Here is a 13,657-nt window from a genome sequence, read left to right on the forward strand (position 1 = left end):
GAAAACCGCCATTGCGGGGGAAGATGCCAACTGGGGCCGCGTTGTCATGGCGATCGGCAAATCCGGCGCGCAGGCAGATCGCGACAAACTCTCCATCCGTTTCGGCGATCTGGTGGTGGCGGAAAAAGGTTGGCGCAGCCCCGGCTATTCGGAAGACGCAACCTCTGCCTATATGAAACAGGATGAGTTGGTGATCGGCGTCAATATGGGGCTGGGTAAAGCCAAAAAGACGGTCTGGACCTGCGATCTGACCCACGGCTATATCGACATCAATGCCGACAATCGCTCCTGATATCTTCTCTGTGAAAATATCCCACAGGGGGTCCGGGGGGTGTGAACCCCCCGGCGCTCGTCCCGAAAGCACGACATGAAAACAATCCTCGTTTCCGCCGCTGCCTTGATCGACCCTGATGGTCGCGTCCTTCTCGCGCAACGACCGGAAGGCAAGAGCCTCGCCGGACTGTGGGAATTCCCCGGAGGCAAGGTCGAACCGGGGGAGACGCCGGAAGCTGCGCTGATCCGTGAATTGCATGAGGAACTCGGCATTGATACCTGGGCCTCCTGCCTAGCGCCCCTGACATTCGCCAGCCACAGCTATCCGGATTTTCATTTGCTGATGCCACTTTTTGCCTGCCGAAAGTGGCAGGGTATTGCGGTCGCACAAGAAGGGCAGACCCTTGCATGGGTCCGCCCAGAAAGGCTGCGCGACTACCCGATGCCACCTGCCGACTTGCCGCTGATCCCGATTTTGCGCGACTGGTTGTAAAAATATCCGAATTATCTTCGAAATCCATAGTTTTGAGACAAAATGTAACTGGATTTTAACGAAATTCCCGGTATCTTCGCTGAAACGCTAGTTGGGGGACTCGGCCATGCTTCGTACAATTACATTGGGTAGCTGCGTATCAATTCAGGGATTGCAGGTCGGTCAATTGCCGGATGGTCAGATCATGGTTCGCGTCGATGAAAAAACCTTTATCGGCAAACCGATCGCTGCGGCACGGAAAGCACCGGAGGTGGTCGCAAATAGCTGCGTCTCTGCCTGACCCCATCAGGACAAGCACAATAATCTAATACAGGAACCAAAAGGCCGGGCAGATTGCCCGGCCTTTTGGTTTCAACTGGATGAAGCGAAATCAACCAGCAAACGCCGGCTTGATCTCTTCTCGTCTTCGACCCGCAGGTGCGGATCAGAGCGCATCACGTTTGATCGGACTCACCAATGCACCTGTCCCAATACGGCAGCGTTTTCAAAGAACAACGCGTTCATTGGCACAGGTGAATTCAAGTGACTGCGAGGCGCCCCAGCTCGGTGCTCTGTCAAGCCAACCTTCGTTCAATCTCTTCGCGTTCAAAGATCTCGATGACATCGCCCTGCCGAATATCCTCATAGCGTTCAAACGCCATGCCGCATTCCTGGCCGGACTGCACTTCCTTCACTTCATCCTTGTAACGTTTCAGCGTCTTCAGCGTGCCTTCATGGATCACGACGTCATCGCGCAGCAATCGCACCCCAGCGGAGCGGCGCGCGACGCCTTCGGTGACGATGCACCCTGCGACCATGCCGATGCCGGTCACCTTGAACACCTCTTTGATCGTCGCATATCCGATAAAGGTCTCGCGCACCTCGGCCTTCAGCAAGCCTGATGCGGCATCTTTGATATCGTCCACCAGATCATAGATGATCGAGTAATAGCGTATCTCGACGCCCTTCTGGTTCGCCGATTGCCGCGCCGACGCATTGGCCCGGACGTTGAACCCGATGATCGGAACGTTTGACGCCTCGGCCAGACCAACATCAGAATCGGTAATCGCGCCGACGCCGTAATGCAGCACGCGGACACGCACCTCATCATTGCCGATCTTCTCCATCGCCTGCACGATAGCCTCGGCAGAACCTTGCACATCGGCCTTGACGATCAACGGCAGTTCCGACACGTCCTTGTCGGCCTTGGCTTTCGCCATCAACTGCTCCAGCGTGGTCGCGGCACCGATGGCCGCGCGCTTGTCTTTGGCGGCTTTCTCGCGGTAATCCGCGATTTCGCGCGCCTGCGCTTCAGTTTCCACCACGTTCAGCACGTCACCGGCTTGCGGTGTGCCTGATAGGCCCAAAACCTCCACTGGTGTAGACGGCCCTGCCTCATCAACACGGTCGCCCTTGTCGTTGATCAGCGCCCGCACCTTGCCCCATTGTTCGCCGACGACGAAAATATCGCCACGCCGCAGGGTTCCGGTTTGAACCAACACAGTCGCCACCGGGCCACGGCCCACATCCAGCTTCGCCTCGATCACCGCAGCGGTCGCTGTCCTCTCCGGGTTGGCTTTCAGTTCCAGAATTTCCGCCTGAAGTGCTATAGCTTCCAGCAGGTTATCAATGCCCTTGCCGGTCTTGGCGGAAACTTCCACGTCCTGAACATCGCCGGACATCGCCTCTACCACAACTTCATGCTGCAAAAGATCCGTGCGTACCTTGGTTGGGTTTGCGTCGTGCTTGTCAATCTTGTTGATCGCCACGATCATCGGCACGCCCGCGGCTTTGGCATGTTTGATCGCCTCCACCGTTTGCGGCATCACGGCATCATCTGCCGCAACGACCAGCACCACAATATCAGTAACCTGCGCACCCCGCGCCCGCATCGACGTAAACGCGGCGTGGCCGGGGGTATCGAGGAAGGTCAGCAAAGCGCCCTTTTCGGTTTTCACCTGATAGGCACCGATATGCTGCGTGATGCCGCCGGCTTCGCCGGTTGCCACGTTGCCCTTGCGGATCGCATCCAGAAGGCTGGTCTTGCCGTGATCGACATGGCCCATGATCGTGACAATCGGCGGACGCGGCTTCAGGTCAGCGGCGGCATCGTCAACAGACGCAATCACCTGTTCCACGTCGGAATCCGAGACACGCACCATCCGGTGACCAAACTCCTCGACCACCAGTTCAGCGGTGTCGGCATCAATCGGCTCGTTCATCGTGACCATCATGCCCATTTTCATCAGGCTTTTGACCACATCGGCAGCACGTTCGGCCATCCGGTTTGCAAGTTCAGAAACCACGATGGTTTCCGGCACCTTCACGTCGCGCACCTGTTTTTCGGGCCGAGACTGCTGCCCCAACGCCTTTTGACGTGCCTTTTCCTGCTTGCGCTTCATCGCAGCCATTGACCGGGTGCGCCCGCCCTCACCTGCCAGCGCATCATTCAGGGAAAGCCTGCCGGTGCGGCGGCTGTCCTCTGCGCCCTTGGCCTTGCCACGGCCACCATCGTCGGCACGGCTGTCACGGTCACGATCATTCTTGCTGCGCGCGGGCGCAAGGCCGGGCTTGGCGCCCATCGGGCCACGTTCATCCACCGCAGGCGCGGCCGGGGCGGCAGCGCTGGGTTTCGGACGCGGAGCCTTGGCGGCTTCTGCCCGCTTGGCCTCTGCCTCTGCTTCGGCCTTGACGCGGTTTTCCTCGTCAGCCTTCGCTTTCAACGCTTCTTCGCGCTCGCGGTCCTCGCGCTCCTTGGCGTCGATTTCCTCCCTCTTTCGGGCACGCTCTTCTTCGCGCGCGGTCTCCTCAGAGGCGCGACGCTCCGCGTCTTCGACTTCACGCGCCTTGGCTGCGCGCAGCGCCGTCAGGCGACGCTCCATCTCGACATCGGAGATGCCTGCCGGGCGCTTGGACGGGTCGCCCAAATGCGACTTGCCCGCAGCCGCGGGGGTCGCAGCGCCGGTTGCACCGGGTTTCGGCACCATAACGCGCTTGCGCTTGGTTTCCACCACAACACTTTTCGTGCGCCCATGGCTGAAACTTTGCTTCACCTGCCCGGAACGGGGGGTGCCACCAAGGCCGAGGGGTTTTTTACCGTCTGTATCGCTCATGCGTCTTGTCTATCCTCATCGGCGGGCGTCCCGCCTTCTTGCTCACGGAAACCCGCAAGCCTTGCCGCTTCCTCTACAACACGTTGGCCGAGTCCACCAGCGGCAAGCGCGCCGTGTATTGCATGTTCCCGGCCGAATGCCAAACCCATTTCCTGAGCAGTCAAACAACCGATAAACCCGTTCTTGCGTTCCGGCGGGCGCAGCTTTGATTTGCCGCGCTCCGACCCGTCGCTGGCCTGGATTAAAGCAATCGCTTGGCCCTTCACCAACCAGTCCTTAACCTTCTCGTATCCCGTCACCGCTTGCCCTGCCTTGCGTGCAAGGCTGATGAGATCAATGACACGGCGGGCCAACTGGGTTTCCACCTGTTCAGCCAATCCGTCCGGCGTTTTGACAGCCTGTCGCGCCGCACGGGAAAACAACCCCTTATTGGCCGCTTTGGCAATCGCCGCACCGTCCGACACTACATAAAATCCCCGACCGGGCAAGCGGCCCAGAACATCCGGCACCACCTGACCTTCAGGTCCGACCACAAAGCGGACCAACCCGGCTTTCGGCTGGCTTTCCCCCGTGACGATGCACCGGCGTTCCGGCCCATCATCGCGTTTTTTGTCGCGGCCCCCGCGTGTCATTGGATCAGAGGCGCTCAGGCCTCCTCCTCCTCGCTTGAATCCGCTGCATCATCGCCATCGGACTCCAGATCGGCAGGGTCAACCCAACCCAACATCACGCGGGCGATCATCACCAAATGCTGCGCTTCTTCAAGGCTGACGTCAAACTTTTCAAGCACCCCTTCATCCTTGACGCGCTGGCCCTTCACCGTGGTCCAGCCACCCGCCAATTCCCAATCGGCACAGGTCGCGAAATCTTCCAGCGTCTTGATGCCATCATTCGCCAAGGCCTCAAGCATCTGCGGGGTCAGACCTTCAAAGTTGATCAGGCTGTCTTCCACGCCCAACGCCTGCGCAGCTTCCATTGCTTTGGTGTTGGCCGCTTCCAGATATTCCCGCGCGCGGGTCTGCAACTCACCTGCGGTGCCTTCGTCGAATCCGTCAATCGACAGCAGTTCATCGGTGTCTACATAAGCAACCTCTTCCAGGGTTACAAACCCCTCGGCCACCAAAAGCTGCGCCATCATCTCATCAATATCCAGTGTGGACATGAACAACCCAGTGCGCTCGGCAAACTCGGCTTGGCGGCGGGCGGATTCGTCGGTTTCCGTCACGATGTCGATATCCAAGCCCGTCAATTGGCTGGCCAAACGCACGTTCTGACCACGGCGACCAATCGCCAAGGACAGTTGCTCATCCGGCACAACGACTTCGATCTTGCCGGCTTCCTCGTCGATCACGACCTTGCTGACTTCAGCAGGCTGCAACGCATTCACAAGGAAGGTCGCCTGATCCTGGTTCCACGGAATGATGTCGATCTTTTCGCCCTGCAATTCGTTCACCACGGCCTGCACACGGCTGCCGCGCATACCAACGCAAGCGCCCACCGGGTCGATGGAATTGTCATAGGAAATCACCGCAATCTTCGCGCGGCTTCCCGGATCACGGGCAACTGCCTTGATCTCGATGATATTGTCGTAAATCTCAGGTACTTCCATCTTGAAAAGTTCCGCCATGAACTGCGGGTCGGTCCGGCTCAGGAACACCTGCGGGCCGCGTGCTTCACGGCGCACATCCTTGATATAGCAACGGATACGATCATTCGGGCGATAGGATTCGCGGCCGATTTTCTCATTCCGGCGCAGAATCGCCTCACCCCGGCCAATATCGACGATGATATTACCATATTCCTCGCGCTTGACCTGACCGTTGATGATGGTGCCTTTGCGGTCTTTGAATTCCTCGAACTGGCGGTCACGCTCGGCTTCACGGACCTTCTGCAAGATCACCTGCTTGGCCGATTGCGCCGCGATTCGGCCCAGATCAACGGGCGGCACTTCGTCAATAATCTCATCGCCAACCTGCGGGTCGGCCAAATGCGCCTTGGCATCCTTGACGTTCATCTGGGCCTGATAGTTTTCAACCTCATCATCGCCCACAACCGTCCGTACGCGGGTAAACGTCGCGCGTCCGGTGCGCCGGTCAATCGCCACGCGAATATCCAGCTCCGCGCCGTAACGCGACTTTGCCGCACGGGCGAGCGATTCTTCCATCGCCTGAATGACCAGATCGGGGTCAATCATCTTTTCCCGCGCCACGGCCTCAGCCGTTTGCAACAGTTCAAGCTGGTTTGCTGAGGTAATTGCCATTCGTTTCTCTCCCAGAGGGCGGCTTTGTTGCCGTTAGTGCTTCGTTACAGGGGTGTCGGCCACGTCAGCCTCATCCGCTTCAGACTCTTCAATCTCATCGAAATCCGCTACGTCATAATTGCCGCTGGCTTTCTTTTGACGCAGCATTTCCGCGATCAGCTCATCGGTCAGAATCAGCTTGGCATCGGAAAGCCAATCGAACTGCAAGCCGATGGTGATCGGCTCCTTGCCTTCTTCAATCTCGATCAACACCTCATTGCCCTCAATGCCGCGCAACATGCCTTTGAAGCGGCGGCGGCCGTCGATCAACTCAGTCGTCTCAATCCGCGCCTCATAATCGGCCCACATATCAAAGTCTTTAAGCCGGGTCAGCGGGCGGTCGATACCGGGGGACGATACTTCAAGTGTATAATTATCCTCAATCGGGTCTTCGACATCCAGCACCGCAGAAACAGCCGTCGAAATCGTGGCGCAATCCTCAACGATGATGCCGCCCTCAGGGCGGTCCGCCATGATCTGCAAAACCTTGGTCTTGCCGCTCATCAAGCGCACACGCACCAACTCGAACCCCAGCCCTTCGATGGTCGGGGTGATAATCTCCGCCAAGCGGCGATCAATGGCGGTTTTGGCGATCAGGTCAGACATTGGGTATCCCAAAAACAAAAAACGGGCCAACAGGCCCGCGAGGTAGGTCGGTAGGTTCAGGTTTGGACCCTGAAACTGCTGTTGATGCGGATATAGGCGCATCAGTCGGGCTTGGCAAGTCCCAATCGCCCAACCGCAGGTCGGCGTTCACCCCGACCATGCCCGCCCCTAACGTCGCAACCCATCCATCACCCGCACCAGCGCCTCAGAAATTCCCGGCTCAGACAGCGCGTGGCCCGCGACAGGGATCATATGAAGCCGCGCATTGGCCCAACCCTGCGTCAGCCGGTACGCCGCAGCGGGCGGACACACCATGTCGTAACGGCCCTGCACAACATCGGCGGAGATGGCTTCGATCCGCGAGCGCTGATCATATATCCAGCCATCCCGATCCAGAAACCCGCGATTGACGAAATAGTGATTCTCCAACCGGGCGAAGGCGCGGGCGTACTCGGACGGGCCTTCGCCCTGCGCCGCTTGCCCTGTGATTGTGGCGAGCGCGTTTTCCCAATTCGCCCACAGCCGCGCACAACGCATCTCCTCGGCCATATCTCCGGAAAACAAGCGCCGGTGATAGGCGCCGATCAAATCACCGCGCTCCCCTTCGGGAATCACCGACACAAACCGCGCCCACAACTCTGGGAAAAACCGCCCCGCACCACCGCCATAGAACCAATCCAGCTCCGCCTGCGTCATGGTGAACACGCCGCGCAATGCCAGGTGCGCGACGTGTTCGGGGTGGGTGATCGCATAAACCAGTGCGAGGGTTGCGCCCCAACTGCCACCAAACAGAATGACCGGGCCAAGGCCAAGCGTTGTCCGGATCGCTTCCATATCCGCCACCAGATGCCAGGTGGTGTTCTCCTCCACGCTGGCATGCGGGCGGGAGCGGCCACAACCACGCTGGTCAAACAGGATGATCCGATAATACGCGGGGTCGAAATAACGCCGCATCGCCGGGCTGCATCCGCCCCCCGGCCCGCCATGCACCACCATCACCGGCACACCATCAGGCCGCCCGCATTGTTCGACATAAATCTTATGGCCGCCGCCAACCTCCATGATCTTTTGATCGAACGGGTCGAGGGGCGGGTACAAAAACTGCGCTGCGCTCTTTTGGCCTGATCTCTGGTCCATGATGATCCTATATAGTATCCCGAAGCCTGCCCGTCCCCGCCGCAAACCGCAAGATCATAAGGAGCGCCCGATGACCCTGAACACAATCGACCCCGCCGAAGTCGCGAAGTTTGAGGCAATGGCGGCGGAGTGGTGGGATCCAGCAGGGAAATTCAAACCGCTGCATATGCTCAATCCCTGTCGATTGGACTATATCACCGCCCAGATCGCGGCGGAGTTTGACCGCGATTTGAGGCAGCCACTGCCGTTCAAGGGTTTGCGCCTGCTCGATATCGGCTGCGGTGGTGGCTTGTTGTCGGAACCGATGGCGCGGCTTGGCGCAGAGGTCGTGGGCGCCGATGCGGCAGCGCGCAACATACCGGTGGCACAGGTGCATGCCGAACAAATGGGCCTGACGATTGACTACCGCCACTGCGCGGCAGAGGATTTGGCGGTCGCGGGAGAGGTGTTTGACGTGGTACTGAATATGGAGGTAGTCGAACACGTTGCCGACCCACAGGCATTTCTGACCGCCTGTCATGGGCTGCTGAAACCCGGCGGGTTGATGATCTGTTCCACCCTCAACCGCAATCCAAAAAGTTTCATGATGGGCATTGTCGGGGCGGAATGGGTAATGCGATGGTTGCCGAAAGGGACGCATGACTGGTCGAAATTCATCACCCCGGATGAGCTTTATGCCATGCTGGAAGCGGCAGGCATGCGCCCGGTCGACCGAAAGGGCATGGTGTTCAACCCGATCACCTGGGGCTGGTCGCTATCGGCGCGCGACCTGTCGGTGAATTATGTGACCGCCAGCGTGAAGCCGGGCTAAGCCACTATGCCTCGGCGTCCGCCCCTGCCTCCGCATCATCCCATTTGTTCATATAGTCGGTCTGATAGACGCCGCCGCCGCGCTTCTTCTTGGTCAGCGGTTTACGCACCACATAATTGATCATTACCGGCGCGTTTTCCGGCAGCACCCCCAGCAAACGCGGGCGAACACCCGTCACATTCGGATTGGTCGTCCTGACACCCTTCAATGCCACGGCCGGGCGGAAGGGTTGCAGGATAACGTCGATCACCTCATAGCCGCGCGCCTTCTCCCAGTAGCCATAAATCATTTCCGGACAAATCTGGTAGAATCCATGGTTGATCCAGTTGTTGCACGGCGAATGCCCGATCAACACGCCGCCGGGTTTCAGCGCCTTGTCGATATTGGCATAGGCTTTCGGCAGTTCGAAAATATGTTCGCAGGTGCCGCCATCATAGATCACGTCAAACGCGCCGCGCAGCTCCTTCGGCAGTTTTTTGGTCATGTCGTGGACGATGCTCGCCCCTTCGAACGGCGAATAGTCGATGCTGTCGACCTGTGAAAAGCCCAGCACCTTGAACAGGGCTTCCGAATAGGCATCGTCAGCGTTGTGCAGGGCATCTTCGGTCACGCCCGGCAGATATTTGGCCATCGTATCGGCCAACAGGCGCGCCGATGCGCCTTTGCGCGTACCAATCCAGCGTTGCCGCCCCAACATCGCAAAACGCCCTGACAAATCGTTGCTTTTGATCGTGTCGATCAGATGTGCGACAAGAACGTCGGGAAGGGCCATGGAATAACCTTTTTGCAACGGGAAAATTGACGTTTCGGGATCATAGCTGGATCTATCGCGGGCAGGAAACCGAATAAGCGCAATTCACCCTGCATTTTTCCAAAACAATTCACCCTGCATTTTTCCAAAAGCTGCAACCGCATGACGGGCCGCCGCCCTGCGCAAAATCACGCAGCAGCGCCAAAACCCGCGCGCCCTCAATTCGCCTTGCGCGGTGGCATGAAAGGCAAGGGCATCACCGGCACCCCTTCGCTCAGCAGTTTTCTGGCGTCTTCCAGCCGCGCCTCACCATGGATGGCGCGCGGGGTAGCGGTGCCTTCATGCATTTTGCGCGCCTCGGTCACAAAACTCTTGCCAACGTAGTCGGAGTTCGCTTCCACCTCTGCCCGCAGGGCGGCAAGTGCCTTTTCCTGCGCATTCGCCGGGGTTGTCAGCGCGCCCTGGGCCGCACCCACCGCACCCGGATTGCGCGTCGATGAAACCGCCGGGGCCATCAGGGTCTTGCTGATCTGGTCACTGTCACATTCGGGGCAGGTGACATGACCCGCCTTTGAAAGCACATCAAACGCGGCGGCCGATTGAAACCAGCTGTCAAAGCCATGATCGGCGGCACATTTGAGCGAATAGCGTATCATCGAAAACCTGAGAGATTGCTGCTGCCCTTTCAGATTTCTGGTTCGGGCCTATATTCCTACCTAAGCTATTCGCAAGCGGAATCAAGCCCGACCGCCTTGGCGCATACCCTGCAAAAGCGGTGGCCGGAACCCGATGAGCAGCGCCTGCAACTCCTCCTCCGCCACCTGCTGCGCGGCCATTTCGGGTGCAAACCACTGGCGGCGGCGCTGATCACATTCCGGAAATGTCGGCGCGATGCTGGTCACCTGCAAAGGATAGACTTCCACGGTGCAAGGCTGCACCCGTTCCGCATCGGTATCGCGTTTGAGGATCTTGTCATAGGTGAAGCATCCCAGATGATCGGGCATGATCGGGCCGGTCACCCCGGCTTCTTCCCACGCCTCGATCGCCGCCGCCTCCGGGCCGCTGCGTCCCGTCATCGGCCAACCCTTCGGAATCACCCAACGCCCGGTTTCGCGGCTGGAAATCAACAGCACCTCTGCCCCGTTTTCCCCCGGCCGCCAGCACAGCGCGCCAAACTGGCTGCAACTGGCCGGGCCAGTGCCATTGTTCTTTGTGTTCGACATGATCTACCTGTTACCCACTGCCCGTGCCATACCTGCCCATTGGGCAGCATTCTTTCGGCTTATTGGTTAAGATTGCCTGAAAATGCTTGAAATTTCAAGCCAGCAACCTTTCTTTGTCAGCAATGCAGCGCCAAGAGTTGGGGAAATGTCAGCAGTCGCCGCCAATACCCCGCTGTTCATCGGGTCCGGGATTTATCGCGGCTCCTCCTACGGGCCGGGGCATCCGTTGCGGGTGGCGCGCGTCTCGACGGTGATCGACCTCTGCGGTGCAATGGGCTGGCTTGCGGGGCGTTATCGGGCCAGTCCGCGCGCCAAGCCGGAGGCACTGCATCTGTGGCATACGCCGGACTATATCGCAGCACTCCTTTCCGCCGAAGCGCGGGGCTTCGCGACCGACACTGACCGCCGACAGTATCACCTTGGCACCCTGTCGAACCCGGTTTATCGCGAGGTCTTTCGTCGCCCCGCAACTGGCGCAGGCGGCACGATGCTTGCCGCAGAGTTGTTGCGCGATGGTGGGGTGATCTATGTACCGGGGGGTGGCACCCATCACGGGCTTCCCGACCGGGCGAACGGGTTTTGTTACCTCAATGACATAGTGCTGGGGATGAAGGTTCTGCGCCAGAACGGCGCGCGCCGCATCGCCTATGTCGACATCGACGCGCATCATTGCGACGGGGTGGAAGCGGGCTTTGCCGGTGATCCCGATACATTGCTGATTTCGGTGCATGAGGCGGGGCGCTGGCCGTTTACCGGTGCGGCGAGTGCGGGCAACTGCATCAACATCCCGGTGCCGCGCGGCTTCAACGATACCGAAATGCGGGCGGTGCTGGGCCGCGCCATCCTGCCAAGTGTTGTTGGCTTCAAGCCCGACGCCGTGGTTTTGCAATGCGGAGCCGACGCGCTGGAGGAAGACCCGCTAGCACGGCTTGGGCTTTCGAACAACGCACATGTCGAGGTGGTGCGGGCCTTGCTCGGGCTCGCGCCGCGCTTCCTGGTTCTGGGCGGCGGCGGCTATAATCCCTGGTCGGTTGGCCGCTGCTGGAGCCGCGTCTGGGCCGAATTGGCGGGGGAGTTTGTTCCAGACCACCTGCCTGCGCCCGCTGAGGCGGTTCTGCGCGCGCTGGACTGGGGCGGCGGCTGTCGGCCCCGACCGGCGGAGCGCATGTTCACAACCCTGATCGACCCGCCGCGCGAAGGGCCGATACGGCCGGAGGTGACCGACGCGATAGGACGCGCGACATGATGCGGGTTTTCGTCGCGCTCGACGTACCTCACGAGGTGCGCAGTCAATTGGCTGTGCAGCAGTTCCTCTTGCCGATCCCACGCAAGGTTGACCCGGCGCAGTTCCATCTCACGCTCGGATTTCTTGGCGAACAAAGTGACGCTGTTCTGGAAGCGGTGCATGAGGAATTGCTTGCGCTTCGCAGCGCCGGTTTTACGCTGTCGCTGTCGGGTTTTGGCATCTTCGGCAAAGGCAAACCCCATTCGGTCTGGGCGGCTGTGGATCCGTCCGAACCCCTGACCCACCTGCAATCCAAAGTCGAACGCTGCGCGCGCATCGCGGGCGTCACCCTGCCCGCGTGCCGTTTTGTGCCGCATGTCACACTGGGCCGTTTTGCTGCCCTCAACCCGGAAGCGGCGACGCGGTTGGAACGCGCCGTTGTCAACGGCGCCGGATTTCGCGCAGGTCCGTGGCAGGCTTCGGAGTTGGTGCTTTATCAATCGACGCTGACCCCGGATGGCCCGCGCTATGACGAAGCTTTCCGCTACCCGCTGAAACGCTGACGCTGCGTCTGCGACATCAGGATCGCGGCGGCAGATGCCAGCTTCGCGATTGAGGAAGTGCATATCGACATGGCCGCCGATGTCGGCACGCTGCAGCGCCTGCCAAAGCTGATGGCACCGGAGTCGTGCCTGAATTGGCCTATGCCGGGCATCGCTTTTCCGCTGCGGAGGCGAAAGATTGGGGCGTGGTCAAAGCCGTTCATCCTGACCATGCCACAACGCTTGCCGCGGCCTTTGCTTTGGCGCAGGACATTGCGGCGAAATCACCGCTGGCGATTGCCGGGATCAAACAGGCCATTACCTTTGCACGCGACCATCCGCTGGCTGACGGCCTGAAACAAATCGCTGGCTGGAATGACGGGATGCTCCGCGCGAAGGATCTGATGAAAGCGATTCAAGCAAAAATGGCGAAGGAGATGGCGCGTTTTGACAATTTGCTGGGCGATACCGAGTAGCACACCCGGCAACCTCAAGCCGCGGAAGCGACCTGCTGGTATCAAGGTGAGCTCTCCCAACGCCGAGGTCGGTTGCGCAACGCGATCAAACGGTCAAACCACAAAATGAAAATTCGTACCCGGTTCTCCGCCCGATACTGCGCGGCCAAAGCGAAAGGCAGGTCGCAGATTTGGGGTCGGCATCACGGCCGGATTCGGTTATGCGCAGAGGGCAGGGGTGATGGCAAGGCGCACAGAATCGCAAATCAGGGGCGTGTAATCTGGCTGGATGCGGCGCGAGGACTGGCCGTGATCGGCATGGTGATCTATCATTTCACCTTTGATCTCGGCATGTTCGGCTATATCGGCCCCGCTACCGCCGTTTCCGGTTTCTGGGCGCTGTTCGCGCGGGTGGTTGCGGGCAGTTTCATGGCGCTGGCGGGGTTCAGCCTGTTTCTCGCGCATCCGGTTTCGGTGAATTGGCCGAAATACACGCGGCGGTTGGCGGTACTTGTTGGCTGTGCCGCGCTGATCACTGTCGCGACCTACTTTGTGATGCCGCGAGAGTTCATATTCTTCGGTATCCTGCATTCCATCGCCCTGGCTTCCGTTCTGGGACTTGTTTTCCTGCGGCTGACCTGGTGGGGGACATTCATCGCTGGGGCCACAATTTTCGCCCTGCCGCAACTCTATCGCAGTCCGGCCTTTGATGTCCCATGGCTTTACTGGACCGGCCTTGGCCCGAATTTC

At 59.5% G+C, this 13,657-nt stretch carries 16 protein-coding genes; 8 read left to right on the top strand and 8 right to left on the bottom strand.

The window, feature by feature from the left end; genetic code table 11:
- From L0H65_RS05265 to L0H65_RS05275, 3 genes are all read left to right on the top strand, one after another.
- The coding region (locus L0H65_RS05265; RefSeq protein WP_301457787.1) for a bifunctional ornithine acetyltransferase/N-acetylglutamate synthase at positions 1-292 on the top strand (292 nt) is incomplete at its 5' end.
- 75 nt (positions 293-367) lie between these two features.
- Positions 368-766 carry an 8-oxo-dGTP diphosphatase MutT gene (mutT, locus tag L0H65_RS05270; protein ID WP_301457788.1) on the top strand — a complete coding sequence of 133 codons (399 nt, stop codon included), beginning with the start codon at positions 368-370 and terminating at the stop codon, positions 764-766.
- A 106-nt stretch (positions 767-872) separates the two neighbouring features.
- Positions 873-1,046, top strand: a complete 174-nt coding sequence (locus tag L0H65_RS05275) for a hypothetical protein (protein WP_301457789.1) — start codon at positions 873-875, stop codon at positions 1,044-1,046.
- 274 nt (positions 1,047-1,320) lie between these two features.
- On the opposite strand, the gene infB is transcribed toward L0H65_RS05275, so the two are convergent.
- The 5 genes from infB to pip form a co-directional block, all read right to left on the bottom strand.
- Positions 1,321-3,858: a translation initiation factor IF-2 gene (gene infB / locus L0H65_RS05280; protein ID WP_301457790.1), complete on the bottom strand. Its 2,538-nt coding sequence runs from the start codon at positions 3,856-3,858 to the stop codon at positions 1,321-1,323.
- Complete coding sequence (locus L0H65_RS05285; protein WP_301457791.1) at positions 3,855-4,490, bottom strand: RNA-binding protein; 636 nt, start codon at positions 4,488-4,490, stop codon at positions 3,855-3,857. The genes infB and L0H65_RS05285 overlap by 4 nt, the downstream gene beginning before the upstream one ends.
- A gap of 14 nt (positions 4,491-4,504) precedes the next feature.
- Complete coding sequence (gene nusA, locus L0H65_RS05290) at positions 4,505-6,118, bottom strand: transcription termination factor NusA (RefSeq protein WP_301457792.1); 1,614 nt, start codon at positions 6,116-6,118, stop codon at positions 4,505-4,507.
- 33 nt (positions 6,119-6,151) lie between these two features.
- A complete protein-coding gene (rimP, locus tag L0H65_RS05295; protein WP_301457793.1) occupies positions 6,152-6,763 on the bottom strand; it encodes a ribosome maturation factor RimP in 612 nt (203 codons plus the stop codon).
- Positions 6,764-6,931: 168 nt separating this feature from the next.
- Positions 6,932-7,900: a prolyl aminopeptidase gene (pip, locus tag L0H65_RS05300; protein ID WP_301457794.1), complete on the bottom strand. Its 969-nt coding sequence runs from the start codon at positions 7,898-7,900 to the stop codon at positions 6,932-6,934.
- 70 nt (positions 7,901-7,970) lie between these two features.
- Between pip and ubiG the strand changes: the two genes are divergently transcribed.
- Entirely contained in the window at positions 7,971-8,711 is a 741-nt protein-coding gene (gene ubiG, locus L0H65_RS05305; RefSeq protein ID WP_301457795.1) for a bifunctional 2-polyprenyl-6-hydroxyphenol methylase/3-demethylubiquinol 3-O-methyltransferase UbiG, read from the top strand.
- A gap of 4 nt (positions 8,712-8,715) precedes the next feature.
- On the opposite strand, the gene L0H65_RS05310 is transcribed toward ubiG, so the two are convergent.
- The 3 genes from L0H65_RS05310 to L0H65_RS05320 form a co-directional block, all read right to left on the bottom strand.
- Positions 8,716-9,483, bottom strand: coding sequence for a class I SAM-dependent methyltransferase (locus tag L0H65_RS05310; protein ID WP_301457796.1), 768 nt, complete (start codon positions 9,481-9,483; stop codon positions 8,716-8,718).
- 197 nt (positions 9,484-9,680) lie between these two features.
- Positions 9,681-10,118: a DUF1178 family protein gene (locus L0H65_RS05315; protein WP_301457797.1), complete on the bottom strand. Its 438-nt coding sequence runs from the start codon at positions 10,116-10,118 to the stop codon at positions 9,681-9,683.
- A gap of 81 nt (positions 10,119-10,199) precedes the next feature.
- Positions 10,200-10,685, bottom strand: coding sequence for an NUDIX hydrolase (locus tag L0H65_RS05320; RefSeq protein ID WP_301457798.1), 486 nt, complete (start codon positions 10,683-10,685; stop codon positions 10,200-10,202).
- A 145-nt stretch (positions 10,686-10,830) separates the two neighbouring features.
- On the opposite strand from L0H65_RS05320, the gene L0H65_RS05325 reads away from it, so the two are divergent.
- The 4 genes from L0H65_RS05325 to L0H65_RS05340 form a co-directional block, all read left to right on the top strand.
- Positions 10,831-11,931 carry an acetoin utilization protein AcuC gene (locus L0H65_RS05325; RefSeq protein ID WP_301457799.1) on the top strand — a complete coding sequence of 367 codons (1,101 nt, stop codon included), beginning with the start codon at positions 10,831-10,833 and terminating at the stop codon, positions 11,929-11,931.
- A complete protein-coding gene (gene thpR, locus L0H65_RS05330) occupies positions 11,928-12,473 on the top strand; it encodes an RNA 2',3'-cyclic phosphodiesterase (RefSeq protein ID WP_301457800.1) in 546 nt (181 codons plus the stop codon). Before L0H65_RS05325 ends, thpR begins: the two co-directional genes overlap by 4 nt.
- Positions 12,474-12,598: 125 nt before the next feature.
- Positions 12,599-12,928, top strand: coding sequence for an enoyl-CoA hydratase-related protein (locus L0H65_RS05335; RefSeq protein ID WP_301457801.1), 330 nt, complete (start codon positions 12,599-12,601; stop codon positions 12,926-12,928).
- A 105-nt stretch (positions 12,929-13,033) separates the two neighbouring features.
- A partial coding sequence (locus L0H65_RS05340) for a heparan-alpha-glucosaminide N-acetyltransferase (protein WP_301457802.1) occupies positions 13,034-13,657 on the top strand: 624 nt, incomplete at its 3' end.

The organism is Pseudorhodobacter sp. (assembly GCF_030452865.1).
Classification (GTDB): domain Bacteria; phylum Pseudomonadota; class Alphaproteobacteria; order Rhodobacterales; family Rhodobacteraceae; genus Pseudorhodobacter.